The organism is Rhodococcus koreensis, from assembly GCF_017068375.1.
In the GTDB taxonomy this organism is placed as follows: Bacteria; Actinomycetota; Actinomycetes; order Mycobacteriales; family Mycobacteriaceae; genus Rhodococcus_F; species Rhodococcus_F koreensis.
This window is the reverse complement of record NZ_CP070609.1, coordinates 7,256,114-7,281,328: the sequence shown is the minus strand read 5'-3', so window position 1 is coordinate 7,281,328 and position 25,215 is coordinate 7,256,114. Positions and strand designations below refer to the sequence as shown.

General features: G+C 69.6%; 22 protein-coding genes. 12 read left to right on the top strand and 10 right to left on the bottom strand.

Annotation, left to right across the window (positions count from 1 at the left end; genetic code table 11):
* Positions 1–72: 72 nt before the first annotated feature.
* Both JWS14_RS32955 and JWS14_RS32950 read left to right on the top strand, forming a co-directional pair.
* Entirely contained in the window at positions 73–624 is a 552-nt protein-coding gene (locus JWS14_RS32955; RefSeq protein WP_206015154.1) for a DinB family protein, read from the top strand.
* Positions 625–711: 87 nt separating this feature from the next.
* A complete protein-coding gene (locus tag JWS14_RS32950) occupies positions 712–1,341 on the top strand; it encodes a hypothetical protein (RefSeq protein ID WP_072948357.1) in 630 nt (209 codons plus the stop codon).
* A 33-nt stretch (positions 1,342–1,374) separates the two neighbouring features.
* Here the strand turns inward: JWS14_RS32950 and JWS14_RS32945 are convergent, their stop codons facing one another.
* Positions 1,375–3,141, bottom strand: a complete 1,767-nt coding sequence (locus tag JWS14_RS32945; protein ID WP_072948355.1) for a DEAD/DEAH box helicase — start codon at positions 3,139–3,141, stop codon at positions 1,375–1,377.
* A gap of 109 nt (positions 3,142–3,250) precedes the next feature.
* On the opposite strand from JWS14_RS32945, the gene JWS14_RS32940 reads away from it, so the two are divergent.
* The 4 genes from JWS14_RS32940 to JWS14_RS32925 all read left to right on the top strand — a co-directional run bounded on the left by JWS14_RS32940 (position 3,251) and on the right by JWS14_RS32925 (position 7,471).
* Positions 3,251–4,048: a carbon-nitrogen hydrolase family protein gene (locus JWS14_RS32940; RefSeq protein ID WP_072948353.1), complete on the top strand. Its 798-nt coding sequence runs from the start codon at positions 3,251–3,253 to the stop codon at positions 4,046–4,048.
* A gap of 59 nt (positions 4,049–4,107) precedes the next feature.
* A complete protein-coding gene (locus JWS14_RS32935; RefSeq protein WP_206015153.1) occupies positions 4,108–4,737 on the top strand; it encodes a phosphoribosyltransferase in 630 nt (209 codons plus the stop codon).
* Positions 4,738–4,836: 99 nt separating this feature from the next.
* Complete coding sequence (locus tag JWS14_RS32930) at positions 4,837–5,541, top strand: heme peroxidase (RefSeq protein ID WP_072948405.1); 705 nt, start codon at positions 4,837–4,839, stop codon at positions 5,539–5,541.
* Between the two features lie 139 nt (positions 5,542–5,680).
* Positions 5,681–7,471, top strand: coding sequence for an AMP-dependent synthetase/ligase (locus JWS14_RS32925; protein ID WP_072948349.1), 1,791 nt, complete (start codon positions 5,681–5,683; stop codon positions 7,469–7,471).
* Positions 7,472–7,522: 51 nt separating this feature from the next.
* Here the strand turns inward: JWS14_RS32925 and JWS14_RS32920 are convergent, their stop codons facing one another.
* A complete protein-coding gene (locus tag JWS14_RS32920) occupies positions 7,523–8,146 on the bottom strand; it encodes an alpha/beta hydrolase (RefSeq protein ID WP_095861080.1) in 624 nt (207 codons plus the stop codon).
* A gap of 78 nt (positions 8,147–8,224) precedes the next feature.
* Here JWS14_RS32920 and JWS14_RS32915 point away from each other — a divergent pair, with 78 nt between their 5' ends.
* On the top strand, positions 8,225–11,692 hold the full coding sequence (locus JWS14_RS32915; protein ID WP_206015152.1) for a TM0106 family RecB-like putative nuclease: 3,468 nt from the start codon (positions 8,225–8,227) through the stop codon (positions 11,690–11,692).
* Here the strand turns inward: JWS14_RS32915 and JWS14_RS32910 are convergent.
* Positions 11,677–12,855, bottom strand: coding sequence for an amino acid deaminase/aldolase (locus tag JWS14_RS32910; RefSeq protein WP_206015151.1), 1,179 nt, complete (start codon positions 12,853–12,855; stop codon positions 11,677–11,679). The two genes, JWS14_RS32915 and JWS14_RS32910, sit on opposite strands and share 16 nt — an antisense overlap.
* 81 nt (positions 12,856–12,936) lie before the next feature.
* Entirely contained in the window at positions 12,937–13,581 is a 645-nt protein-coding gene (locus JWS14_RS32905) for a TetR/AcrR family transcriptional regulator (RefSeq protein ID WP_072948343.1), read from the bottom strand.
* Positions 13,582–13,682: 101 nt separating this feature from the next.
* On the opposite strand from JWS14_RS32905, the gene JWS14_RS32900 reads away from it, so the two are divergent.
* Positions 13,683–14,999 carry a D-arabinono-1,4-lactone oxidase gene (locus tag JWS14_RS32900; RefSeq protein ID WP_206015150.1) on the top strand — a complete coding sequence of 439 codons (1,317 nt, stop codon included), beginning with the start codon at positions 13,683–13,685 and terminating at the stop codon, positions 14,997–14,999.
* 10 nt (positions 15,000–15,009) lie between these two features.
* Positions 15,010–16,374: an amidase family protein gene (locus JWS14_RS32895; RefSeq protein ID WP_206015149.1), complete on the top strand. Its 1,365-nt coding sequence runs from the start codon at positions 15,010–15,012 to the stop codon at positions 16,372–16,374.
* 11 nt (positions 16,375–16,385) lie between these two features.
* Here the strand turns inward: JWS14_RS32895 and JWS14_RS32890 are convergent, their stop codons facing one another.
* The 3 genes from JWS14_RS32890 to JWS14_RS32880 all read right to left on the bottom strand — a co-directional run bounded on the left by JWS14_RS32890 (position 16,386) and on the right by JWS14_RS32880 (position 19,459).
* Positions 16,386–17,351, bottom strand: a complete 966-nt coding sequence (locus JWS14_RS32890; RefSeq protein ID WP_206015148.1) for an adenosine deaminase — start codon at positions 17,349–17,351, stop codon at positions 16,386–16,388.
* 26 nt (positions 17,352–17,377) lie between these two features.
* Positions 17,378–18,574, bottom strand: a complete 1,197-nt coding sequence (locus tag JWS14_RS32885) for a class I adenylate-forming enzyme family protein (protein WP_206015147.1) — start codon at positions 18,572–18,574, stop codon at positions 17,378–17,380.
* A gap of 81 nt (positions 18,575–18,655) precedes the next feature.
* The gene (locus tag JWS14_RS32880) at positions 18,656–19,459 is read right to left on the bottom strand and encodes an enoyl-CoA hydratase/isomerase family protein (RefSeq protein ID WP_072948336.1); all 804 of its coding nucleotides are present in this window, start codon (positions 19,457–19,459) and stop codon (positions 18,656–18,658) included.
* Between the two features lie 40 nt (positions 19,460–19,499).
* Between JWS14_RS32880 and JWS14_RS32875 the strand changes: the two genes are divergently transcribed.
* A complete protein-coding gene (locus tag JWS14_RS32875) occupies positions 19,500–20,864 on the top strand; it encodes an FAD-binding oxidoreductase (RefSeq protein WP_206015146.1) in 1,365 nt (454 codons plus the stop codon).
* On the opposite strand, the gene JWS14_RS32870 is transcribed toward JWS14_RS32875, so the two are convergent.
* Both JWS14_RS32870 and JWS14_RS32865 read right to left on the bottom strand, forming a co-directional pair.
* On the bottom strand, positions 20,818–22,317 hold the full coding sequence (locus tag JWS14_RS32870) for an MFS transporter (RefSeq protein ID WP_206016239.1): 1,500 nt from the start codon (positions 22,315–22,317) through the stop codon (positions 20,818–20,820). The genes JWS14_RS32875 and JWS14_RS32870 overlap by 47 nt on opposite strands.
* A gap of 2 nt (positions 22,318–22,319) precedes the next feature.
* Positions 22,320–22,943 carry a PadR family transcriptional regulator gene (locus JWS14_RS32865; protein ID WP_241031535.1) on the bottom strand — a complete coding sequence of 208 codons (624 nt, stop codon included), beginning with the start codon at positions 22,941–22,943 and terminating at the stop codon, positions 22,320–22,322.
* Between the two features lie 72 nt (positions 22,944–23,015).
* On the opposite strand from JWS14_RS32865, the gene JWS14_RS32860 reads away from it, so the two are divergent.
* Both JWS14_RS32860 and JWS14_RS32855 read left to right on the top strand, forming a co-directional pair.
* Positions 23,016–23,738, top strand: a complete 723-nt coding sequence (locus JWS14_RS32860) for a GNAT family N-acetyltransferase (RefSeq protein WP_072948332.1) — start codon at positions 23,016–23,018, stop codon at positions 23,736–23,738.
* A 32-nt stretch (positions 23,739–23,770) separates the two neighbouring features.
* Positions 23,771–24,808, top strand: coding sequence for a glutathione S-transferase family protein (locus JWS14_RS32855; RefSeq protein ID WP_095860979.1), 1,038 nt, complete (start codon positions 23,771–23,773; stop codon positions 24,806–24,808).
* A 10-nt stretch (positions 24,809–24,818) separates the two neighbouring features.
* On the opposite strand, the gene JWS14_RS32850 is transcribed toward JWS14_RS32855, so the two are convergent.
* Positions 24,819–25,214 carry a VOC family protein gene (locus JWS14_RS32850; protein WP_072948330.1) on the bottom strand — a complete coding sequence of 132 codons (396 nt, stop codon included), beginning with the start codon at positions 25,212–25,214 and terminating at the stop codon, positions 24,819–24,821.
* Position 25,215: the final 1 nt, after the last annotated feature.

Below are 25,215 nucleotides of genomic sequence, written 5' to 3'. Positions count from 1 at the left end.
GGACCGCTGGGAACGCGCGCAGACTTCCAATCGAGGACAGTAGGTGTCCGCTATCCGCGCAACACTGAATGCATGAACGAGACACCCAGCACCCCAGCCCCCATTTCCGACGAGCGCGGACTCCTTCTCCTCATGCTGGACAACCAGCGCACCGCGTTCCGCAATGCGGTGTCCGGCCTGACGGAGGAGCAGGTCCGCAGCGTGCCCAGCGCGAGCGAGATGAGCCTGGCGTCCGTCCTCAAACACGTGATCGACGGCGAGGAGGCGATGACCGCCCGCATCACCGGCACCCCGCGCGGTGCCGGCGACGATCCGGTGGCTGCGTGGATGGCGGCATGGAACGTCGCCGAGGACGAGACCGTCGACGTCCTTCTCGCCCGCTTCGACGCCGCGCAGCGCGCCACCGAGGCCGCGGTCGCCGCCGAAACCGACCTGGACCGCCACGTCGACCTGCCCGCCGACGTGGCGCAGTGGATGACGTCGGGAGTCGTGTTCACAGTGCGTTACATGTTGCTGCACCAGATCGAGGAACTCGCCCGGCACGCCGGTCACGCCGACGTCATTCGGCAGTCTCTCGACGGCGCGCGGGCCGATACGCTGGCCGGCGGCGGCAGCTGGTCCTGACTGTTTCCCCGCTCTCGGGTAAATTCTCCGCTCGGGCGGCGCTGCAGAGCTGCCCGAACGAGACAATGAGGAGTTCAGGTGGACGGTATGAGCGTGATGCGACGCACGATCGCGACGGCAACGGTCGGTATCGCGGCTTTCGGCCTCGCGGGCACGGCAGCGGCGGACCCGGCCACCCCCGACGTCCCCGGACTCGCCGAACTCCGCACCCAGGCCGACAAGCCCGAGGAGAAGGCCGCGGTCGAGGCGCTGGCCACGTCGACCGTGCTGCGTGACGTCGCGGGTGAGAACACACCGTTCTTCTACACCGCACCGACCGTGGGATGCGGCACCCTCGCACCGGTCACGCTGACGCTGGCGTCGGGCACCACCGGGCCCACCGCCGAGGTGAAGGCGCACGAGATCAGCTTCCAGGCCCTCTCCGCCTATCCCGGTGTCGTGAAGTCGTCGGGACTGAACGTCGCCTGGATCAACACGAGCACCGGCGGCAGCGGCATCCTGCCCCTCGACGGGCTCACGGAAGACGGCTACCCCGCGCTGAACAAGGTGGTGGCAACGGGCGCGGGCACCGTCGTGGCATCGATCTTCGGCACCGTCGACTACACCAGCGCGACCTGCTACGTGCTGCCGACCGTCGGTTCGTTCTTCGTTCCCGAGGAGGGCCCGCTGCCTGCCGAGGCTGCGCAGCCCGCCCCGGCTCCCGCTCCCCCGGCGTAACCGCCGGGGACCCCGGTCAGGGCCGCGCGAGGACTACTCGCGCGGCCTTTTCCTGTCGTCCCGGTCGCGCTGGAACTTTCCGCCGGCTCGGTCGTCGCGGCCACCACGGCCCGGACGACCCGACGGCGGCCCCGAGTCGGGCTGCAGCTGGATCAGCACACCGGAGATCCGGGTGCGGCGCAAAGCCTCGAGGGTTTCGCTGGACAGGTCGGCGGGCAATTCCACCAGGCTGTGGTCCGGGCGGATGCTGATGTGCCCGAAGTCGCTGCGCCGTAGCCCGCCCTCGTTCGCGATGGCACCGACGATCGCCCCCGGCACCACCCGGTGCCGCTTGCCGACCGCGATGCGGTACGTCGCGAGCTCCTGGCCTTCCGGTCCGCGCGAGCGGGTCGGAGGGCCGTCGTCGAATCGGCGCGGCGGGCGGGGTTCACGGGGTTCACGTTCACGGCGGGGCGCGGGCGGCGGTTCGGGCGCCATGAGGAACGCCTCACCGTCACGCGACTGCACCGCGAGCGCGGCAGCGATATCGGCGAGCGGAACGTCGTGCTCCTGCTCGTAGTCCTCGATCATCTTGCGGAACAACGCCAGGTTGTCGGAGGTCAGGCTCTCGGTGATCGAGTCGCCGAACTTGGACACACGCTGCGCGTTGACGTCGTCGACGCTGGGCAGCTGCATCTCGGCGAGCGGCTGACGGGTCGCCTTCTCGATGGCCTTGAGCAGGTGCCGTTCGCGCGGCGCCACGAACAGCAGCGCCTCGCCCGCGCGCCCGGCGCGACCGGTGCGGCCGATCCGGTGGACGTACGACTCCGTGTCATGCGGGATGTCGTAGTTGACGACGTGGGAGATGCGGTCGACGTCGAGGCCACGCGCGGCCACGTCGGTGGCCACGAGGATGTCGAGGGCGCCGCTCTTGAGCTGGCCGATGGTCCGCTCACGCTGGGCCTGCACGATGTCACCGTTGATGGCCGCGGCGGAGAAGCCGCGCGAACGCAGTCGTTCCGCGAGGTCCTCGGTGGCCTGCTTGGTGCGCACGAAGATGATCATGGCCTCGAAGTCCTCGACCTCGAGGACACGCGTCAGGGCGTCGAGTTTGCGCTGGTGCGCCACCTGGACGTACCGCTGCGAGATGTTGGACGCCGTCGACGTCTTCGACTTCACCGTGATCTCGACCGGATCGTGCAGGTACTGCTTCGAGATCTTGCGGATGGCGCCCGGCATGGTGGCCGAGAACAGCGCGACCTGCTTGTATTCGGGGGTGTCGGAGAGGATGCGCTCGACGTCCTCCTGGAACCCCATCTTCAGCATCTCGTCGGCCTCGTCCAGGACGAGGTAGGAGAGCTTGGACAGGTCGAGGGTGCCCTTCTCCAGGTGGTCGATCACCCGGCCGGGCGTGCCCACCACGACGTGCGCCCCGCGCCGGAGCCCCGACAGCTGGACGCCGTAGCTCTGGCCGCCGTAGATCGGCAGGACGTGCAGGCCCGGGATGTGGGCGGAGTACTTGCCGAACGCCTCCGCGACCTGCAGGGCCAGTTCGCGGGTCGGCGCGAGGACCAACGCCTGCGGCGACTTCTGCGTCAGGTCGATCTTCGAGAGGATCGGTACCGCGAACGCAGCGGTCTTGCCGGTGCCGGTCTGCGCGAGGCCGACGACGTCGTTGCCTGCGAGGAGCGGCGGAATGGTGGCGGCCTGGATCGGCGAGGGCGACTCGTAGCCCACATCGGACAGTGCCTTCAAGACCCGATCGTCGATGTCGAGGTCGGCAAAAGTGGGGGGTTCGGGGTCACGCTCGATATCACTCATTGACCAGCAGTTTAGTGCACGAGTCCACACTGCAACGCCACGCCGCGGAAATCGGCGGCGACCGGGACGGGAGACACCCGCCGCGCGGTCGTCGCCTAGCGTGGACGGCATGGTCGATGTCGCTGTCATTCAGTTCGCTCCCGGTCAGGACAAGCAGGAGAACCTGCGTACGGTCCGGACGCTCGCCGCCGAGGCCGCGGGCCGCGGCGCGAAGGTGGTGGTGGCGCCGGAGTACGCGATGTTCACGGCGCCCAGAACGGACGAGCGGATCGTCGAATCGGCAGAGGCCCTGGACGGCGAGTTCGTCGGCGGGCTGGCCTCGACCGCAAAGGAACTCGACGTCCATCTGGTGGCGGGAGTCAACGAGGCGCTGCCCGGGGACGACCGCATCTCCAACACCCTCGTCGCGCTCGGGCCCGGCGGCGACATCGTCGCCACGTACCGCAAACTCCACCTGTACGACGCATTCGGCTACAAGGAATCCGACGTCATCCGCGCCGGGGAGATCGGCGCCCCGGAGACGTTCGCCGTCGACGGCCTCACGTTCGGAATGCAGACCTGCTACGATCTCCGGTTCCCCGAGGTCACCCGGCGGATCGTCGACGCGGGCGCCGACGTGCTGCTGCTGCCGGCGCAGTGGGTGCCCGGGCCGCTCAAGGAGGATCACTGGTCGACCCTGATCCGGGCGCGCGCGATCGAGAACACCGTGTACGTGGCGGCCGCCGATCAGAGCGCGCGCACCGGGGCCGGGAACAGCATGATCGTCGACCCGATGGGTGTGACCCTCGTTTCGCTCGGTGAGCGGGTGGGAACCGCGGTCGCGGCGGTCGATGCGGAGCGGATCACCGAGGTGCGGGAGAAGAATCCCGCCCTCGCCCTGCGCCGATTCACCGTCAGCGAGATCTGAGCGCCCCGATCGGGAGTAGCGTCGGAGACGAGCCGTTCTCCACGATCACGGAGCGTTCGATGTTGTACACCAGTCGCGCCGACGCCGGTCGCCGACTGGCCGCCGCACTGGACCACCTGCGCGGAACCGACCTGGTGGTGCTCGGACTGCCGCGCGGCGGCGTCCCCGTCGCATTCGAGATCGCCGCGGCCCTGTCGGCACCCCTCGACGTCGTGCTCGTCCGCAAACTGGGCGTCCCGTGGCAGCCGGAACTCGCGATGGGCGCGATCGGCGAGGGCGAGTCCCGGGTGATCAACGACGACGTTCTCCGCATCGCCCGGGTCAGCAAGACGTCGCTCGCCATGGTGGAGGCGAAGGAGCGCCACGAACTCGAGCGGCGGGCACGGGTGCTGCGCGGCGGCAGGCCGCGGGCGTCGCTGAAGGGCCGCATCGCCGTTCTCGTCGACGACGGCATGGCCACGGGCGCGACCGCAGCGGTGGCCTGCCAGTCGGTGAAGAAGCTGGGCGCGGCGCGGGTGATCGTCGCGGTTCCGGTGGCGGCGCCCGAGGCGGTCGGTCGCTTGCGTGTCACCGCCGACGAAGTGGTCTGCCCCTACACCCCAGCCGATCTCGGCGGCGTCGGCAACGCGTACGCCGATTTCCATCAACTCTCGGACAGCGAGGTCACAGACCTTTTGACGCCCCGCTGACGGTCGTTCTCGAGGAATCTTCAGCTCCAGTGCAACGTTCCCGGAGGCCCTGTCGATACACCGGACAGAGCACAGAACAGACTGCCTTTGGAGGATCTCGTGACCGTCTCTGCCGATACCGTCGAAACCGTCGTTTCCGCGTGCCGCGACCGATTGGGCGACCCGTCCGGCTGGGTCACCTCCGATGCCTACCGGCACAGCCTCGCGCTCTGCATCATCGAATCGGTGCAGTCGAGCGCCGGGCACAGCGAGGTCGCCGTGGTCGACCGCTACCTGGCGTACCGGCGGGCACACCCCGATCAGCCCCTCACCGACGGCGCCCGCGACCTGCTCCGCACGTTCGAGGAGGCGGGCAGCTCGGATCAGTGGGCGGGCAAGGTCGGCTCGTACAAGCGGCGGTACACCGCCACCGGCGTGCCGATCGAGGCGCGCCACATCCAGCTGGCGGCGGAGCGACTCCACCAGCTGCGCATCAACAGCATCGACGACCTCCTCGAGGCCGCCCGGGACGAAGCCGCCCTGGAGCAGATACACGATGCGTGGATCGAGGTGTGCGGGGAGAGCAGCGACGTCACGTGGGCGCACTTCCTGATGCTCGCCGGCATCCCCGGGGTGCGGCCGAACCGGGTGGCGGACGTCTTCATCAGCGGCGCGCTCGGCATCTCGGAAGCCACCGACGACGGCCTGGCCGAGGAGATTCTCGAGGCGACCGCGACGGAACTCGGCGTCGATCCGGACCAGTTGAACTACGCGATCCGGCGCTGGCTGTCCGCCAACTCGCGCCGCCTGGAAGAGGCCGCCTGAGTTATCAGTTTACGCCGAGTTACACTAATCTCCGCTGGTCAGAACGGAAATACACATAACGGACATCGGTCCTGGTGCGAAACTAGGACAAATGTGATCGAATGCACATCCGTCATGTCGTTTCAGTGGAGGGGTCATAGTGCGTGAATTCTCGGTACCGCAGTCGTTCTCAATTCCGGAGGACGCCTCCATGGCGGACACGGTCTTCCGTCATGCCGAGGAAGACCCGAAGTTCGTTCCGTTCAAGCGCCCGGGCAACGGTGGGTGGGTAGACGTCACCGCAGCCGAGTTCGCGCAGCAGGTCTCCGCCGTCGCGAAGGGCCTCATCGCTTCGGGCGTCGAACTCGGTGACCGCGTCGCGATCCTCTCCGCGACCCGGTACGAGTGGGTCGTCATCGACTACGCGATCTGGACGGCGGGCGGGTGCACCGTCGCCATCTACGAAACGTCCGCACCCGATCAGGCCAAGTGGATCCTCGAGGACTCCGGCACGTCGCTGCTGGTCGTCGAGAACGCGAAGCAGGCCGACGCGCTGAAGGTCGTCACCGACGGCGCCCCCGACCTGCGCGAGGTCCTGCAGATCGAGGGCGCGGGCGCGATCGAGGAACTGTCGAAGCGCGGCGAGAGCGTCACCGACGAGCAGCTGCACGAGCGTCGCCACCAGGTGCGCGCGTCGTCCCCCGCGACCCTGATCTACACGTCGGGCACCACGGGCCGCCCCAAGGGCGTGCAGTTGACGCACTCCAACTTCTACGCGGAGTCCGCGGCCGTGAAGCTGGCGCTCAGCGACGCGATGTACGCGGGCAGGCGCACCCTGATGTTCCTGCCCCTCGCGCACGTCTTCGCCCGCGCCATCTCGTTCGGGGCGTTCGACGCCAAGGTCACGGTCGCGCACACCGCCGACCTCACGACGCTGCTCGACCAGTTCGCCGCGTTCAAGCCGCACTTCATCCTGTCGGTGCCGCGCGTGTTCGAAAAGGTCTACAACTCCGCCAAGCAGAAGGCGTACGACGGCGGCAAGGGCAGTATCTTCGAGAAGGCGTCGGCCACGGCGATCGCGTACAGCGAGGCGCAGGACACCGGCGGCGCCGGGCTGGGCCTCAAGCTCAAGCACGCCCTGTTCGACAAGCTCGTCTACTCGAAGCTGCGCACCGCGCTCGGCGGCGAGTGCGACCGCGCCGTCTCCGGCGGCGCCGCGCTCGGTGCACGCCTCGGTCACTTCTTCCGCGGCATCGGCGTCCCGGTGTACGAGGGCTACGGTCTCACCGAGACCAGCGCCGCCATCTCGGTGAACACCACCCGCGCACAGAAGGTCGGCACCGTCGGCAAGCCGATCGACGGCCACGCCGCCAAGATCGGCGAGGACGGCGAACTGCTCTTGAAGGGTCCCGTCGTGTTCGGCGGGTACTGGCACAACGATCAGGCCACGGCGGATTCGATCCGGGACGGCTGGTTCCACACCGGCGACCTCGGCTCGATCGACGAAGAGGGCTACATCTCGATCACCGGCCGCAAGAAGGAAATCATCGTCACCGCGGGCGGCAAGAACGTCGCGCCCGCGGTCCTCGAGGACGCCCTCCGCGCGCACCCGCTGATCAGCCAGTGCCTCGTGGTCGGCGACGGCAAGCCGTTCATCGGCGCGCTCATCACCCTCGACTCCGAGACCCTCCCGGGCTGGAAGGAACGCCACGGGCTGGCCGCCGACACCCCGGTGTCCGAACTGGTGAAGAACCCCGACCTGGTCGCCGAGATCGACGAGGCCGTCGCCGAGGGCAACAAGAAGGTGTCCAACCCGGAGCGGATCAAGAAGTACCGCATCCTCGAGGTCGACTTCACGCAGGAGACCGGTGAGCTCACGCCCACGCTGAAGCTCAAGCGCAACGTCATCCACAAGGAGCACGGCGCGGCCATCGAGGCCATCTACGCGTAAGCGGCTCCGCCGCCCGTGAGTGGTTACGGAGTCCCTGCACTCCTCAGCCGCTCACGGGCGCGCAGCGCCCAGCACGAAATCGCGGACCACCGCGGTGACGGCGGCGTGGACCTTCTCGTGCAGCAGGTCGTGTCCGGCGTCGTCGAACTCCCGTAGTTCGAGGCCCGCGATGCCCGCCGCCCAGTCCCGGACGGGATCGATCGGGGCCATGCGGTCGTCCACGCCGTGCACCGCGAGCAACGGGATTTCCAGCGAACCCAGCGCGTCCGCCGTCTGCTGCACGGCGGCGGTCTTCGGGGTCCCGCAGAGAATCGCGCGCCGGAATCCGGAGTCGCCGCGCAGGAGAAGTTCCATCGAGACGGCGGCCCCGAGGGAGTGCCCCATCAGCACGCGCGGGACGTCCGGCGCGTGCTGCTCCGCGAGGCGGGTGACGAGCGCGGCGTCCTCCGCCAGCTCCGCGACGGTGCCGGGGTGGTCGCCCTCGGACAGGCCGTGACCTGCCTGGTCGATTCCCCACACCCCGATTCCCGCCGGCGTCAGCCCGCGCGCGAACCGGTGGTAATGCCCCGTGTGCTGCCCCATCCCGTGCAGAAACACCAGCTGGACGACGGGTCCTCCCACCGCGCTCCAGTGCCGGTAGTGGACTCGTCCGGAGTGGCCGTCGAAGAAGGGCATGGCTGCCATTCTGGACGTGTCGCACCCCGATGGCACAATCGGCCGGGTGAACTCACCGGCAGAACTGGGGACGTAGCTGTGTTCCTCCTCGACGACACCATCGTCTACAGCGCCAGCGACCTCGCCGCGGCCGCCACCTGCGAGTTCGCGTTGCTGCGTCGATTGGATGCCACGCTCGGGCTCGGCGGCGCCGGCACCACCTCCACGTCCGTCGACGACGATCCGATGCTGCGACGGACGTCGAGCCTGGGCGACGCCCACGAACATCGCCGGCTCGAGCAGTTCCGCACCGAGTACGGCGACGGGGTGGTCACGATGGACCGGCCCGAGTACACCACCGTGGGCCTGTTCGACGCGAACCTGGCCACCGTGGAGGCGATCCGCGGCGGCGCCGACGTCGTGTACCAGGGCACGTTCTTCGACGGCCGCTTCCTGGGTTTCTGCGACTTCCTCGTCCGCGACGGCGACACGTACGCCGTCTACGACACCAAGCTGTCGCGGCACGCGAAGGTGCCGGCTCTCCTCCAGCTCGCCGCCTACGCGGAAGCCCTCGCCGGCAACGGCATTCCGACGTCCCCGGACGTCCACCTGCTGCTCGGCGACGACAGCGACTCCGCGCACCCGCTCGGCGACATCGTCCCGGTGTACTCCGCGCGACGCTCCTCGCTCGAACGGATTCTCGACGAGCACCGCGACGAGCAGTCGGTCGCGGAGTGGGGCGACCCCCGGTACACGGCCTGCGGCCGCTGCGACACGTGCACTCCGGAGGTCGAGCAGCACCGCGACCTCCTGCTGGTGGCCGGAATGCGCTCGACGCAGCGGAGCAGGCTGATCGCGGCCGGGATCGGCACTCTCGACGCGCTCGCCGCGCATGCGGGCAGCGTCGAGGGGCTGCCCGAGCGCACCCTCGAATCGTTGCGCGCCCAGGCTGCCCTGCAGTTGCGACAGGAGTCCTCGGGCACCCCCGAGTTCCAGCTGTACGCCCCGCAGGCCCTGGGTGGGCTGCCGGAACCGGACGACGGCGACATCTTCTTCGACTTCGAGGGAGACCCGCTGTGGGCCGAGAACGGTTCCACCGACTGGGGTCTCGAATACCTCTTCGGCGTGGTCGAGGGTCCCGCCGGCGCCGCCGTGTTCCGGCCGTTCTGGGCGCACGACCGCGCGGAGGAGCGGCAGGCGCTCGTCGACTTCCTCGACTACGTGACGGCGCGTCGTCAGCGGTACCCGAACATGCACGTCTACCACTACGCCGCGTACGAGAAGTCGGCGCTGCTGCGGCTGGCGGGGCGGCACGGCGTCGGCGAGGAGACCGTCGACACCCTGCTGCGCGACAACGTCCTCGTCGACCTGTACCCGGTGGTGCGCGGGTGCCTGCGGATCGGCGAACGGTCCTACAGCATCAAGAAACTCGAACCGCTGTACATGCCGGAGCAGCCGCGCGACGGCGACGTCACCAATGCCGCCGCGTCGGTGGTCGCGTACGCCGACTACTGCGATCACCGGGACAACGGCCGCGACGAGGAGGCCGGTGCACTGCTGCAGGGCATCGCCGACTACAACCAGTACGACTGCGATTCCACGTTGCGGCTGCGCGACTGGCTGATCGGGCAGGCGCGGACGCACGGCGTGGGCCTCCGGCCACCGGGCGACGGACCCACCCCGGTGACCGAGGAATGCACGCCCGCAGAGGCGGCGTTGCGCGAATTCGCCGGGCACGGTCCGAGCGAGCACCGGGGCCACGACCAGCAGGCCGCCGCACTCATGGCGGCGGCGGTCGGCTATCACCGGCGTGAGCGGAAACCGTTCTGGTGGGCGCACTTCGATCGGCTGGTCGTGCCGCACGACGAACTGTCGGACATCCGGGACGTCCTGGTGGTGTCGTCCGCGGTCGTCGAGGAGAACTGGCACAAGAGCAGCCCCCGGCAACGCAAGCTGCGCCGGCGTCTCGAGCTCACCGGCCGGTTCGGCACCGGGAGCACGGTGGGACCCAAGACCACGATGTACGCGCTGTACGACACTCCCGCACCGGAGTCGGTCGCCGGCGACAACCCGCAGCAGCGGGGTACGTGCACCGTCAACGTGCTCGAGGTCGGGAAGGACGGCCGCCGCCGCGACGTGGTGATCGTCGAGGAACTCCTGAACGGCGAGGAGTACGGGCAACTTCCGACGGCGATCACCCCCGGGCCACCGATCACGACCGACCGCATCGAATCGGCGATCGCGGTGGCCGCGGACGGCATGTGCTCACCGCTGCCGGAGCTTCCGCTGTGCGCGTCCGTGGACATCCTGCGGCGGTCCGATCCGCGCACCCGGAGCGGGAATCCGCTCCCGCCCGTCGACGGCACGGACTACGCGGGCGCGATCACCGCGGCCCTGCTCGACCTCGAGAACTCGTACGTCGCGGTGCAGGGTCCGCCCGGCACCGGCAAGACGTACACCGGGGCCCGGGTGATCAAGGCACTCGTCGAGCAGCACCACTGGCGGATCGGTGTGGTCGCGCAATCGCATTCGGTGATCGAGAACATGCTCGGCGGCGTCGTGAAGGCCGGGCTCCCCGCCGAACTCGTCGCGAAGAAGGACGGGCGGCATCGCGCCGCGACATGGACCGACATCAGTTCCAACGACTACCCCGGCTTCATCGACCAGGCGGAGGGGACGGGCTGCGTGATCGGCGGAACCGCCTGGGATTTCGCCAACACCGACCGCGTTCTGCCCGGCAGCCTCGACCTGCTGGTCATCGACGAGGCCGGGCAGTTCGCTCTCGCCAACACCATCGCGGTGGGCGGCGCGGCCCGCAATCTCCTGCTGCTCGGCGATCCCCAGCAGCTCCCCCAGGTCAGCCAGGGCACCCATCCGGAACCGGTGGACGCGTCGGCTCTGGGGTGGCTCGCCGAGGGTCACGGGGCGCTGCCCGCGAGCCGGGGCTACTTCCTCGAACGCACGTGGCGGATGCACCCGCAGCTGTGTGCTCCCGTCTCGACGTTGTCGTACGACGGCAAGCTGCGTTCGCAGGAATCGGCCAGTGCCGCAAGACGACTCGACGGCATGGACGCCGGGGTGCACACCGTCTTCGTCGACCACCAGGGCAACGCCACCCAATCCCCCGAGGAATCGCGGGAAGTGGTCAACCGGATCACGAAGCTGCTCGGATCCGGCTGGACCGACCCCAGCGAATTCGAGGGCACCCGCCCACTCGACGAGTCCGACATCCTGGTGGTGGCGCCGTACAACGCGCAGGTCGGGTTGATCGAACGCGATCTGGCCGCCGTCGGCCTCGACAGGGTCGAGGTGGGCACGGTCGACAAGTTCCAGGGGCGGGAGGCGGCCGTCGCCATCGTGTCGATGACCGCGTCCGCGATCGAGGACGTGCCGCGCGGCATGTCGTTCCTGCTGTCGCGGAACCGGATGAACGTGGCCGTCTCACGCGGCAAGTGGGCGGCGATCATCGTCCGATCGGAATCGCTGACCCAGTACATGCCGAGCACCCCGGAAGGACTGACCGAACTGGGTGCCTTCATGCGGCTCACCGATCAGCCGAAGCACTGACCCTCGCCGCGGTAGGTGGGCACGGCGGTGCGGGATCCGTCCGACTCGACGAGGTGCACCTCGGTGAACCGCTCGCACAGCTCGCCTGCCTTCGCGTGCCGGAACCACACCCGGTCGCCGATGCCGAGATCGGCTGCCGCTCTTCCGGTCACGGGGGTCTGCACCTCGCCGGCGCCCTCGTTGCGCAGTAGCTTCAGGCCCGTCGGCCACATCGGTGCGGGCACACGGCTGCGCCCGGCGGGTCCGGAGGCGATGTAGCCGCCGCCGAACAGCGTCGCGATGCCGGGTGCCGGCCGCCGGACCGTCGAGAGGGCGAAGTACAGAGACGGGTGCGGGCGGAACGAGCGGTACCGGTCGAAGAGCGTGGGCACGTACAGACCGGAACCGGCGGTCACCTCCGTCACGACCGGGTCGGCGGAACTCACCTCGAGCGAGCCGGTGCCGCCGCTGTTGACGATCTCGAGTACCCCGACTTCCGACTGCACGGCGTTCACCACGGAGCCGCGACGGGTCGCGAGTTCCCTGGCGGACGCCCGCTTCATCCAGCCGATCGGCGGGCTGGAGTCGGGCAGTCCCGCGATCTGCGCTTCGTAGAACATGACTCCGACAACCGCAAACCCGCGCGCGGCGGCGCGTTTCGCGAACGCGGCGACGGCGGACGGTTCGCGGAGCGGGGAACGGCGGACCCCGATGTGGACAGGTCCGAGTCGCAGCGACGCGTCCACGTCGATGCACAGCCGGGCCCGGAGGGACGTGGCGCCGGCGGCAGCGGACACGAAGTCGAGGTGGTCGTCGCCGTCGACCATGAGGGTGATCCGGTTCAGCAGTTCGGGTTCGGAGGCCAGTTCGGCGAGGGCCCCGCGGTCGGCGGTCGGGTAGCCCATGAGGATGTCCTGCGCGCCGTGCCGGGCGAGCCAGATCGCCTCGCGGAGGGAGTACGCCATGATCCCGTGGAAGCCGCCGGCCGCGGTGAGATTCTCACCGAGCGCGACCTGGAGTACCGCGCGGCAGCGGACGGATTTGCTGGCGACCCGGACCGGCGTGCCGGCGGCGCGCCGGACCAGGTCGGCGGCGTTGGCACGCAGTGTGGGCAGGTCGAGCGCGGCCAACGGCGGGTCGATCTCGGTGGTCGAGGCGATGAGACGGTCGAGCGTGGGCGTCACAGTTCGTCCAATCGTTGGGCATCGATCTGCGACGCCAGTCAACCATCGAGTTGGACGATTGTCCAGATCGCGTGGACCGGATCAGGCCTGCTCGACCGCCTTGGCCGTGATCACCTGCACCATCTCGTCCAGCGCCGCGATCATCGCCTCGCTGTCCCGGTCGACGAGCCACCGCAGCACGAGCCCGTCCAGCATGGCCAGCCCGAACCGCGCGATCGACTCGACCGGAGTGCCCCAGCCGACGCCGGCGATCCGGGCGCACTCGGCGAGGAACTCGATCGCCTCCTCGTCCATCGTCCGGTATTGCTGACCGGCAATATCGCCTGCCCGCTCGCTCCCGGACGCCCGGTGCCGCAACGCCTGCGCGGTGATCTCGTACGTCAGCAACTGACGGTCCGGGGTGGCCTCGATGATCGGCCACATCCCGCTGATCCCGATGTGGAGCAGTTCTCGCAGGCCGTCGATCCCGCGCAGGTCCGGCGCGTGCCGCACCTGACCGAACGCCAGCCGCATCGACGCGCTGAGCTGCAGAACCAGGCTCTCGCCCATCGCGGCGAGGAGCTCCTCCTTGCTTTCGAAGCAGTAGTGCACCACACCGAGAGAGACACCCGCCTCCTCCGCCACGGCACGCACCGTGACCGACGCGACGCCGCGCTGCTCCGCGATGGCCAGCGCCGACTCGACGAGTTGGGCACGACGTTCATCCGCAGGAAGCCTGTTCAGCATCCTCTGATCGTAGAACCTGAGGGGGCCTCCCCCGCGACCAACACGGACGCCCGACCAACCCGGCATTTGCCTGGACGAGCGTCCAGGTTCATGATGGGCGAATGGCACAGGACACATGGCGCAACTGGGCGGGCACCGAGGCGGCGAACCCGCTGCGCTTCGCGACCCCACGCTCGGTGGCGGACCTCTGCGCACTCGTCGACGGTGCCGCGCGGCAGGGACAGCGGGTCAAGGCCGTGGGGTCGGGCCACTCCTTCACCGGGGTCGCCGTCACCGACGGCATCCTCGTCAGCCTCGACGCCCTCACCGGCATCGAATCCGTCACCCTCGACGAACCGGCGGGCGCCCTCGTCACCGTCCTCGCCGGGACGCGACTGCACGATCTGAGCGAGCAACTCTGGCACCGCGGTCTGGCCATGATCAACCTGGGCGACATCGACGTGCAGTCCGTCGCGGGTGCGCTGTCCACCGGAACACACGGCACCGGAGCGCGTTTCGGAGGTCTCGCGACCCAGGTCCGCGCCCTGCAGGTGGTGCTGGCGGACGGCTCGGTGGCCGACTGCTCCCCCACCGAGAATCCCGAACTGTTCGAGGCGGCACGCCTGGGCCTCGGCGCGGTCGGCATCATCTCGAAGGTCACGATCCAGTGCGTGCCGAACTACGTGATGCACGCCGTCGAGAAGCCGGAGTCGCTCGATGCCACCCTCGACCGTCTCGACCACGACCGCGCCACGGTCGACCATTTCGAGTTCTACTGGTTCCCGCACACGCGCCGCGTCCTGACGAAGCGCAACACCCGGCTACCCGGCGACACCCCGACGTCTCCTCTCCACCCGGTCCGCGCCTACGTCGACGACGAACTGCTCTCCAACGTCCTGTTCGAGGGCATCAACAGGGTGGCGAGCCTTGCGCCGTCGACGATTCCGAAGATCAACCGGCTCTCGTCCCGCATGCTGAGCGCGCGCGAGTTCACGGACCGCAGCTACCGGGTCTTCGCGTCGGAGCGCCGGGTGAAGTTTCGGGAGATGGAGTACGCGGTACCCACCGAGGCACTTCCGGACACTCTCGCGGCGATCGACGCGTGGGTGGAGAAGTCCGATTTCACGGTCGCGTTCCCCGTCGAGGTCCGCTTCGCCGCGGGCGACGACGTGTGGCTGTCGACGGCGAACGGGCGGGACACGGCGTACATCGCGGTGCACCAGTATCACCGCCGCGACCACGAACCGTACTTCTCCGCCGTCGAGGCCATCGCCCGGGAGGCGGACGGGCGGCCGCACTGGGGCAAGATGCACGGCCGCACCGCCGAGGACCTGCGGCCCGCATACCCGAACTTCGACGAGTTCCTCGCCGTGCGCGACAAGTACGATCCCGAGCGAATGTTCGACAACGCGTACCTCCGGACCGTCCTCGGTCGCTAACGTGGACTAGGTGGCCCCCAGTCGATCTTTCGACCGTCGCAACTTCCTTCGCGTCGCAGGTGCCTCCGGGGCGGCGGCGTTCGGTGCCGCGATGCTCGGTGCCTGCGGGGAACGCCTGCACGATCCGGAGGTTCCGCCGCTGCCCGACGGCCTGTCCGTTCCGAGTGGCGGAGCGGTGTCCGAGTTCACGCCCGTCGACAAGGCGACGTGGCGCGTGCAGGGGGATCCGCTGGTCGCCCCGACCGGCGACGGGCCCCTCGCCGGTATGCGACTGGCCGTGACGGACCTGTATGCCGTTGCGGGACAGCAGATCGGCGCGGGCAGCGGGCGAAGACTCGCCGAGGCGCCCGTCGAAACCGGTACCGCCGCGGTGGTGGCACGCTTCCTCGGGCAGGGCGCCCGCGTCGTCGGTCTGACGCAGACCGACGACCTCGGTTACGGACATTCCGGCGTCAACCAGCAGTTCGGGACGCCGCCCAACCCCCGCGCCGAGGACCGCCTGCCCGGCGGCGCGACGTCGGGGGCCGCGAGTGCGGTCGCGCAGGGCGCCGCCGACATCGGACTGGGCGTCGACACCACCGGTTCCGTCCGCATCCCGGCGTCGTATCAGGGCCTGTACGGTTTCGCGCCGTCCCGGGGCGCCGTCTCCACCGACGGACTGTTCCCGCTGTCCCCCACGTTCGACACCCCGGCGTGGGTGTGCAGCGACGTCGACACCCTCGTCGCGGTGTCCGGCGCCGTTCTCCCCCTCACCGCGGAGACCCCGTTCCGCGGCGCGCTCACCTCGGACGGCATCAACGCCGTCGCCGAGGCGGGGGCGCTCGGCGCGGTGCGGCGCGCCCTCACCGCGTGGGAGAAGAGTTCCCTTCCGCGGCTGACGTGGACCGACACGGACATCGGGCGGCTGCACGACTGGTACGACGCCGTCGTCGATGTGCAGGGCTACGAGGCGTGGCGGCTGCACGGCGAGTGGGTGAGCCAGGCGATGTCGTCGCTCGGCGACGAACCCGGCCGCAATTTCACCGACGCCAGCCGCATCTGGGAGACGACGTACGGGCGGAAGCTGACCATGCTCGCCGAGGCGTCGCAGACGATCACCGCGTATGTGGGTGACCGCCTGCTCCTGCTGCCCGCCACGTCGTCCGTCGCCCCCGAGCGGGCGAGCGACCCCAGCGGCGGACGGTTCCGGAACACGATGCGCGCCACCGGCATGCTCACGTGCCTCGCGAGCATCTCGGGGTTACCCAACGCGACCGTGCCGTTGCGCACCGACGACGGGGTTCCCGTGGGCCTGTGCCTGGTCGGGCCGTACGGCCGCGACCGCGACGTCCTGGCCGTCGTCGCGAGTCTCGGCGACACGGGGCTGACGGACTGACGACCGGGCCGTCAGCCGCGGAGCAGTTGCGCCTTGCGTGCGTCGCTCGCGAACGACGCCTTGATCGAGTTGCGGGCCAGGGTGTCCCGCTCGGCGTCGGTGAGGCCGAGCTGGTCCCGCAGTTGCGCGAAGTTGTCGTCGATGTACCCGCCGAAGTAGGCGGGGTCGTCGGAATTGACGGTGACGAGCAGGCCGGCCTCGAGCATGGTCCGCAGTGGGTGCTCGGACAGCGAGTCGACGACGCACAGCCGCACGTTCGACAGCGGGCACACGGTCAGCGGCACTTCCTCGTCCACCAGGCGCGCCACGAGAGCCGGATCCTCGAGCGCCCGCACCCCGTGGTCGATTCGCTCGGCGCCGAGGAGATCGAGCGCCTGCCAGATGTACTCCGGCGGCCCCTCCTCGCCCGCGTGGGCTACCACGTGCAGCCCCTCCGACCGGGCGCGGGCGAAGACGTCCTCGAACAGCGACGGCGGGTTGCCCACCTCGGCCGAGTCCAGTCCGAGCCCGACGATCGGCGTCTGCAACCGGATGATCTCGGAGAACACTTCCTCCGCCTCGTGCACGGGACGGTCGCGCAGGATCGCGGCGATGGCGGCACTGCTGAGACCGAACTCCCGCTCGCTGGTGCTCACCGCGTCCATGATCCCGTCGAGCACGTCGTGCAGCGGGACACCACGATTGACGTGGGCCTGCGGGTTGAAGAAGAACTCCACGTGCGCGACGCCGCCCGCGGACGCCCGCGCGAAGTAGGCGCGGGTGAGGTCCGCGAAGTCCTGGGCCGTCCGCAGCACCTGCATGTTGGCGAAGTACAGGTCGAGGAACGACTGCAAATCGGTGAACTGGTACCGCGAGCGGAGATCGTCGAGGTCCGCGTACGGCAGCTGCACGGAATTCCGTTCGGCCAGCGCGAAGATCAGCTCGGGTTCGAGGGAACCCTCGATGTGCATGTGCAGCTCGGCGACGGGAGAGCTCACGGGTGGATACCTGCCTTTCGCACCACCTAGGCAGCGGTGTCGCGGTCGACGATACGGACGAAGCCGTCGCCGTCGATATTCGCGGTGTCGCCGGTGTGAAACCAGCCACCGGTGAACGTCTTCGCGGTGACCTCGGGGCGGTTCCAGTAGCCGCGGCTGACTCCCGGACCGCGACACAGCAATTCGCCGACACCGCGGCCGGCGTCGGGCCCGAGGAGCGCCACCTCCATCCCGCCGAACGCGACGCCGACGCTGCCCGCGTGTGTCAGAGCGCACTCGTCGGGCAACGCCAGCCCGGCCCCGCAGGTCTCGGTCATGCCCCACCCGAGGAAATGTCTGGCCTCGGGAAATGTTTGCCGGAGGAGTTGCGACTGGTCGAGGGACAGACCCGAGCCGCTGTAGTCGATCCAGCGCACCGCGCGCCGGCCGAAACTCGTCACCCGCGAACTCTCCACGGCGCGCAGGAGAACTGCGGGCGCCGCGGTGAGCACGTCGGCTCCGGTGCCTCGCCACGACGCCGCGTCGGTACTCCCCGTCAGCAGGACCGTTCCGCCCACCACCAGCGTCGAGAGCAGTTCGACGAGCGATCCCACGGTGTGCAGTTCGGGTTCGACGAGGAGATTCCGCAGTCCGTCGGAGCTGAACCCGCGTGCGTGGAGCACGGATTCGATGGTCGAGAGCAGGTTCTCATTGCTCAGCTCCACACCCTTCGGGGACTCCGACGGGCCCGGCGTGTACGACAGCAGCACCAGCTCGTCCGGGCTCGCACCGTCGTCGATGAACGAGATACCTTCCGGCAGTTCGCCGTCGAGGGTCAGCACCGACTGGCTGTCGGCGAGCACCTGACCGGTCCGCGCGTCGTCGAGCGCCGGGCTCACCCCGACCGGCACGCCGCCGGCGAGCAGCACCCCGAGGAACGCCTCCACCCAGCGGACCCCCATGGGCTGCCGGACCGCGACGCGGTCGCCGATCTCGACACCCTTCGACTTCAGCCCGCCCGCCACCCGGGCCGCGGACGTCCACAGTTGCGAGAACGTGAGTGACCGGCCGCCGTCCTCCTCGACGGCGACCCGGCCCGCGTAGCGGTGCACGGAAATGTCGAGCAGTTCGGTGAGCGACGGGTTGAGGCCGCCGTACCGGAGCAGGCCGTCACGACCGCGGACCACGCGATCGTCGCGGAAGAACGGACCCCTACTCGGGTACTCGACGAGGGACGACGACATCTGCACCTCCGCTGCGCGACCGGGACGTTTGCCACGACTATATGACGCCCGTCACAGTTGCGGGGAGCGGATCGCCGACGCCTACCGCCCGCGGTACGTCGCCTTGCCCGGTCCCACGTCGAGGAAGCTGCGTACCGCACCCCGGAGGTCCTCGGTCTCGAACAGCGCACCCGACACGTCGGGCGTGATCGAGTCGGCGTGGGCGACTCCACCCGATCGCCACGCGGAGATGATCTGCTTCGTGGCGTCGTGTGCGCGCGTCGGCCCGTCCGCCAGGCGTGCGGCGAGCGCGCGGGCCTGCGCGTCGACGTCCTCGTGGACGGCGTTGACCACACCCCACGCATGCAGCGTCGCGGCGTCGTACAGGTCGCCGGTCATCACCAGTTCCCGGGCGCGGCCGGAGCCTGCCCGCTCGGCCAGCCGCTGCGGACCGCCCATCGACGGGGTCAGCCCCACGACCGTCTCGACCAGTCCGAACTTCGCCTTGGGCGCGGCGAGGATGATGTCGCAGGCGAGGGCGATCTCGAAGGCGGCGGTCAGCGTCAGTCCGTGCGCCGCGTACACGACGGGGCACGGCAGCGCCTCCAGCGGATGGCAGATCTCGGCGAACAACTCCTGCCACAGGTCCGCGCCCTGCTCCGCGGTGAGCCCGTCGAACACGTGGACGTCCACCCCCGCCGAGACCACCTTGCCCTCGGCGCGCAGCAGCACCGCCCGGGGCGGATCCTCGGCGAGCGCCGCGACGTCGGCCTGCACGGCGTCGAACATCGCCTGATCGAAGAGGTTCAGTGGGCCGTGGGCGAACGTCAGGATCGCGATCTCGGCGCCGGCGTCGGTGCGGACACGCTCGAGTCGGGTGGGATGCGCGGCGGCAGGCTCAGTCATGCGGCCAGACTGCCACACCTGTTCCGCCTACGATCGGGGTGTGGACTCGCTGCGTGCGGCGCTGGCCGAGGTCGTCGGGGAACGGTTCGTGACCGTGGACGCGGACGTGCTCGCCGCCCGCGCGACCGACCACACGGGGCGCTACAGCGGGCAGGCGAGCGCACTGGTCCGGCCCGCGGACGCCGCGGAAGTCTCAGCCGTGCTGGGCATCTGCCGCCGGGCCGGTATGAAGGTCACGGTGCAGGGCGGCCGCACCGGACTCGAGGCGGGCACGGTTCCCGAGCACGACGACGTGCTGCTGTCGACGGAACGGCTGACCGCGGTGGGCGCCGCCGACCGCGAGAATCTGCGCGTCACCGTCGGCGCCGGGGTCACCCTCGCGGCGGTACGCCGTGTCGCGTCCGACGCCGGACTGTTGTTCGGCGTCGACCTCGCCTCCCGCGACTCCGCGACGATCGGCGGCATGGTGTCGACCAACGCCGGCGGGCTGCACACAGTGCGGTACGGCCACATGTCCGCGCAGGTGCTGGGCCTGGAAGTCGTGCTCCCCGACGGAGCGATCGTGCGGCGCAGCATGCGGGTGGGCGCCGAGAACTGCGGATACGACCTGCCCGCGCTGTGGGTGGGCAGCGAGGGCACCCTCGGTGTGGTCACGGCCGTCGATCTGGCGCTGCACCCGGTTCCGGAATTCCGTGTGACCGCCCTCGCCGGGTTCGCGCACCTGTCCGGGCTGATCGACGCGGCGCACGTCGTCCGGCGGCTGGGGGGCGTCGACGCCGTGGAGATGCTCGACGGCCGCGGGCTCGACCTGGCCTCGGCGCGGCTCGGTTTCGCGGTTCCCACGGGACTGCCGTGGTATCTCCTGGTGGAACTGGCCGGCCACCGCGACCTCACCGGCGAACTCGCCGACGCGCTGGAACGGTGCGATCCCGACGACGAACCCGCCGTCGGGATCGATCCCGCAGGCCGCGCCCGGGTGTGGGCGGCGCGCGACGCGTTCGCGGACGTGGTCGGGCTGTTCGGGCCACCGCTGAAATTCGACGCCGCCCTCCCGCTGGACGCACTCGCCGCGTTCGTCGCCGACGCCGTCGCGCTGGTGGCGAGCCGGGCACCCGACGCGGTCCCGATACTGTTCGGGCACGTCGCCGACGGCAACGTCCACCTCAACGTGCTGCGCTGCCCCGACGAGTCCGTGCTGTACCGGCCGGTGACGGAACTGATCCGCGACCACGGCGGCAACATCGCCTCCGAACACGGCGTCGGCGCACACAAACGAAACTACCTGGACCTCGCGCTCAGCCGCGAGGACATCGGCGCGATGTGGACGATCAAGCGGGCGTTCGACCCCGACGACTACCTCAACCCCGCAGTGATGTTTCCCGACTGGCTGCGTCGTCCGCACTGACCCCGGGCTTCTTCTCCCGCAACGGTCGGGCGAAACAGACGGAGGCGACGAAACCGACCAGCAGGACGGCGGCGGGCAGCCAGATCGACTGCGACATCGCCGTGGCGAACGGTTCCTTCACGAACTCGGGCATCTCCCCGACTCCGGCCTCCTGGCTGTCGGCGTTCAGCCCCTGCGCGGACAGGCGGGCCGTGATGAGCGCGCCGATCGCGGCGCTGCCGAGGACCGCGCCGACCTGGCGGGTCGTGTTGTAGACGCCGGCCCCGGCGCCCGCCTGATGGGGCGGAAGGTTGTGGGTGGCCGTGGCCGCAAGCGGCGACCAGATACACGCGTTGGCCAGACCGATCAGCCCGATCGGCAGCAGCAGTTCCCAGATCGCCACGTCGGGCGACATCACCATGGACAGCCAGCCGAGCGCGATCGAGAACAGCAGGAACCCGGCGCCCGCGATGTACCGCGGGTGGGTGCGGTCGACGAGTTTGCCGATGAACGGGGCGAACACACCGGTGAGGACGGCCATGGGCACGAGCAGCAGGGCCGACCGGGTGGGCGACAGACCGCGCACCGCCTGCGTGTAGAACATCAGCGGCAGGACCATCGCGGTGATCGCGAATCCCATCGAGGTGATCGCCACGTTGGCGAGCGAGAAGTTGCGGTCCGTGAACAAGCCCAGCGGCAGCAGCGGCTCGTTCTTGTTCCAGGACTGGTACCAGACGAAGACGCCGAGCAGGACGAGGCCTGCGCCGATCGAGGCAAGCACGGTCGCCGACCAGTCGTAGGAACTGCCTTCCTGGATTCCGAACACGAGGAAGAACATGCCGAGCGCGCTGAGCACGACCCCGGGGATGTCGAACTTGTGCGCGTGGGTCTGGAGAGAAGGCACGAGTCGCCAGGCGAGCACGAATGCGATCACGCCGACGGGGACGTTGACGATGAAGATCCACTGCCAGCCGAGGTTGTCCACGAGCACGCCGCCGGCGAGCGGTCCCACCAGGGTGGCGACACCGGCGACGGCACCCCACAGACCCATCGCGGTGCCGCGGCGGTCCGGCGGGAACGTGCGGGTGATGACGGCCATCGTCTGCGGCGTCATCAGTGCGGCGCCGAGTCCCTGGAAGACCCGGGCGACGATGAGCATGCTGATGGTGCCGGACAGGCCGCACCACAGCGACGCCCCGGTGAACAGGACGAGCCCGATCAGGTAGATGTTCTTGGGACCGAAGCGGTCACCGAGCCGCCCGGTGACCAGCAGCGGCACCGCGTACGCCAGCAGGTAGGCGCTGGTGACCCAGACGACCTTGTTGATGTCGGTGTGCAGGTCGTTCATGATCGCCGGATTCGCCACCGCCACGATGGTGCTGTCGACGAGGATCATGAAGAAGCCGATGACGAGGGCCCACAGCGCGGGCCAGGGATTTCGGTGCTCGGGTGGTGCGGTGCGCTCGGTGTCCATCATCAATCCTTTGCTGAACCGGACGGGATCCGGCGTGAGTGTGTCAGTCGTTCGACGAGTTCCGGCGAGAGCCACGGCAGGGCGCCGGAGTCGATGTCGGCCACCAGGGCGCTGAGCCATTCGTGCTCCGCGCGGGCGACGGTGACGAGGAATTCGTTGCCGAGGAGGAAGATCCTGGGGATCTCGGTGGAGCAGGCGAGCGCGGCGGCGGTGTCGAGTTCGTCGATCTCGCGGGTGAGGTGATCGAGCCGTTCCCGGAGCAGTTCCACCACGGTGTGCGCGTCGACGTTGTGCGCCTCGGCCAGTGCGAGCGGGAACTGCGGGTACTCGGGCACCGGGGTGGCGAGCATGTCGCTCACCCGGTGGACGAGCGCTTCCCGGCCCGCGTCGGTGACCTCGTACATGGTGCGTTCGGGCCGGTTTCCCGCCCGGTCGGTGCCGGTGGTGCGCACCAGTCCTTCACCTTCGAGCCTGCTCACGGTGTGGTAGAGCGACCCCGGCCGGATCTTCACCACGCGTCCACGGCGGGCGTCGGCGAGTTGATACATCTCGTACGGGTGCATCGTGCGCTCACACAGCAGGCCGAGGATGGTGACGCCGAGCGGCGTGAGTGCCACGGTCACCACCTTTCCACTACTCCGAGTCGAATACTCCACGTGGAATATACCGTCCGGGGTCGGCGCGAACAAGCGGCTACCGTGGGCCCCGTGGACTCCCATCACCTCGACATCATTCGACTCGCCTGGTCACGCGAACTGGGATTGCCCGACGACGCACTGGCCGCCCGGCCGGACGCCGACGACCGCGCCGTCCGGGTGGACGACGACACCGACACGATCCGATTCCTGCGCCTCGGCGAGACGTCCGCGCTCGTCGGACCGCGGTGGGCGATCGAGCGCGCCGACGGGCACACGGCGGAGGAACTGACGGAATCCGCGACGCTGCTCGCCCTCACCCAGGATCGGTCCGGACGGTGCGCCGGCCCGGTGGCGCTCGCGTACGGCACCGACTACCAGGATCCGGTGACCGGCCCGCCACCCCTCGTCTCCCACGAACGCGACCACGTCCGGCAGGTCGAGGCGGCATGTCCCCCGGATGACGTCGCCGAGGCCCGGGTGGCAGACCGCGAGCGGTGGTTCACGATCCTCGACGACGCGCAGCAACCGGTCGGGTGTGCCGGTTACACCGAGTTCCAGGGATTCCTCGCCGATGTCGGGGTGCTCACGGCACCGGAGTTCCGGCGTCGGGGACTGGGCGCCACGGTCGCCGGGATCGCCACCGACGACGCACTCGACGCCGGCCTGATCGCCCAATGCCGTTCGCCCCGCGGCAATCCGGCCTCGCGCGCGCTCGCCGCCCGCGCCGGGTACCGGGAACTGGGAACGTACGCCGAGGTCACGATCTCGCGAAGTACGCTCTGAGACGACATCGAAAGACGGGGAACGAGTCGACCATGACAGACCGAACGTCAGAACCGCACGGCACGGAAGGCGCGTACGTCGAATCCGGCGCCGAGTTCACGCGCGACACGCACTACATCCCCACCCGCATCACGGCCGACGGCCGCGACGGCTATCCCGTCGAGCCCGACCGCTACCGACTCGTGGCCGCCCGCGCCTGCCCGTGGGCCAACCGCGCCATCATCGTCCGGCGGCTGCTCGGGCTCGAAGACGTGTTGTCGATGGGGCTGTGCGGCCCCACCCACGACAAGCGCAGCTGGACCTTCGATCTCGACCCGGGCGGACTCGACCCCGTGCTGAAGATCCCGCGCTTGCAGGACGCGTACTTCGCGCGCTTCCCCGACTACCCGCGGGGCATCACCGTACCGGCGATCGTCGACGTCCCCACCGGGCAGGTGGTCACCAACGACTACCCCCGGATCACCCTGGACCTGTCGTCGGAATGGACGCGGTACCACCGCGACGGCGCGCCCGACCTCTACCCCGGGCCGCTGCGCGACGAGATCGACGAGGTCGCCGACCTCGTGTTCCGCGACGTGAACAACGGTGTGTACCGGTGCGGATTCGCCGGATCCCAGGAGGCGTACGAGTCCGCCTACGACCGCCTGTTCGCCCGCCTCGACTGGCTCGAGGAGCGGCTGACCGACCGCCGGTACCTCGTCGGGGACACCATCACCGAGGCCGACGTGCGGCTGTTCACCACCCTGGCACGGTTCGACGCGGTCTATCACGGGCACTTCAAGTGCAACCGGAACAAACTCGACGAGATGCCCGTCCTGTGGAGCTATGCGCGCGACCTCTTCCAGACGCCCGGGTTCGGCGACACCATCGACTTCACCCAGATCAAGCAGCACTACTACATCGTGCACACCGACATCAATCCCACGCAGATCGTGCCGAAGGGCCCCGACCTGTCCGGCTGGCTCACGCCGCACGGCCGTGAAGGGTTGGGCGGCAGGCCGTTCGGGGACGGCACCCCGCCGCCTCCGCCGAAGCCCGGCGAGGAGGTCCCGGCCGGGCACGGCGTGTGATCGGGCGGATCTAGGCGCCGGCGTAGGTGCCGAAACTCCAGAACACGCCCTCGGGGTCGCGGCAGGTGAATCCGCGCGAGCCGTAGTCCTCGTCCTTCAGTCCGGCGACGATCGTGGCGCCGGCGGCCACGGCGCGCGCGTGGAGTGCGTCGGGGTCGTCGACGACGAGGTACACCGACCCCGTCCCCGGCGGCAGGTCGCTGATGACCGAGTCGTCGCGGGGTGAGCCGAGCATGATGCCGCCGCCCTTCGGCCAGCCGAGTTCGGCGTGATCGACCCGGTCGCCCTCGCCGTACACCGCCTTCTCGGCGAACCCGAAGGCCTCGACGAGGAAGCGGATCGCGCCCCGCGCGTCGCGGTAGACGAGCGTGGGCCACACACATGTGGTTTGCGTCGAAGTAGTCATG

Excerpts from the sequence above, each read along its gene's own strand:
- JWS14_RS32955 (WP_206015154.1), top strand. The coding sequence starts at position 73 with ATGAACGAGACACCCAGCACCCCAGCCCCCATTTCCGACGAGCGCGGA.
- JWS14_RS32950 (WP_072948357.1), top strand. The coding sequence starts at position 712 with ATGAGCGTGATGCGACGCACGATCGCGACGGCAACGGTCGGTATCGCG.
- JWS14_RS32945 (WP_072948355.1), bottom strand. The coding sequence starts at position 3,141 with ATGAGTGATATCGAGCGTGACCCCGAACCCCCCACTTTTGCCGACCTC.
- JWS14_RS32940 (WP_072948353.1), top strand. The coding sequence starts at position 3,251 with ATGGTCGATGTCGCTGTCATTCAGTTCGCTCCCGGTCAGGACAAGCAG.
- JWS14_RS32935 (WP_206015153.1), top strand. The coding sequence starts at position 4,108 with ATGTTGTACACCAGTCGCGCCGACGCCGGTCGCCGACTGGCCGCCGCA.
- JWS14_RS32920 (WP_095861080.1), bottom strand. The coding sequence starts at position 8,146 with ATGCCCTTCTTCGACGGCCACTCCGGACGAGTCCACTACCGGCACTGG.
- JWS14_RS32905 (WP_072948343.1), bottom strand. The coding sequence starts at position 13,581 with ATGCTGAACAGGCTTCCTGCGGATGAACGTCGTGCCCAACTCGTCGAG.
- JWS14_RS32900 (WP_206015150.1), top strand. The coding sequence starts at position 13,683 with ATGGCACAGGACACATGGCGCAACTGGGCGGGCACCGAGGCGGCGAAC.
- JWS14_RS32885 (WP_206015147.1), bottom strand. The coding sequence starts at position 18,574 with ATGTCGTCGTCCCTCGTCGAGTACCCGAGTAGGGGTCCGTTCTTCCGC.
- JWS14_RS32880 (WP_072948336.1), bottom strand. The coding sequence starts at position 19,459 with ATGACTGAGCCTGCCGCCGCGCATCCCACCCGACTCGAGCGTGTCCGC.
- JWS14_RS32870 (WP_206016239.1), bottom strand. The coding sequence starts at position 22,317 with ATGGACACCGAGCGCACCGCACCACCCGAGCACCGAAATCCCTGGCCC.
- JWS14_RS32855 (WP_095860979.1), top strand. The coding sequence starts at position 23,771 with ATGACAGACCGAACGTCAGAACCGCACGGCACGGAAGGCGCGTACGTC.
- JWS14_RS32850 (WP_072948330.1), bottom strand. The coding sequence starts at position 25,214 with ATGACTACTTCGACGCAAACCACATGTGTGTGGCCCACGCTCGTCTAC.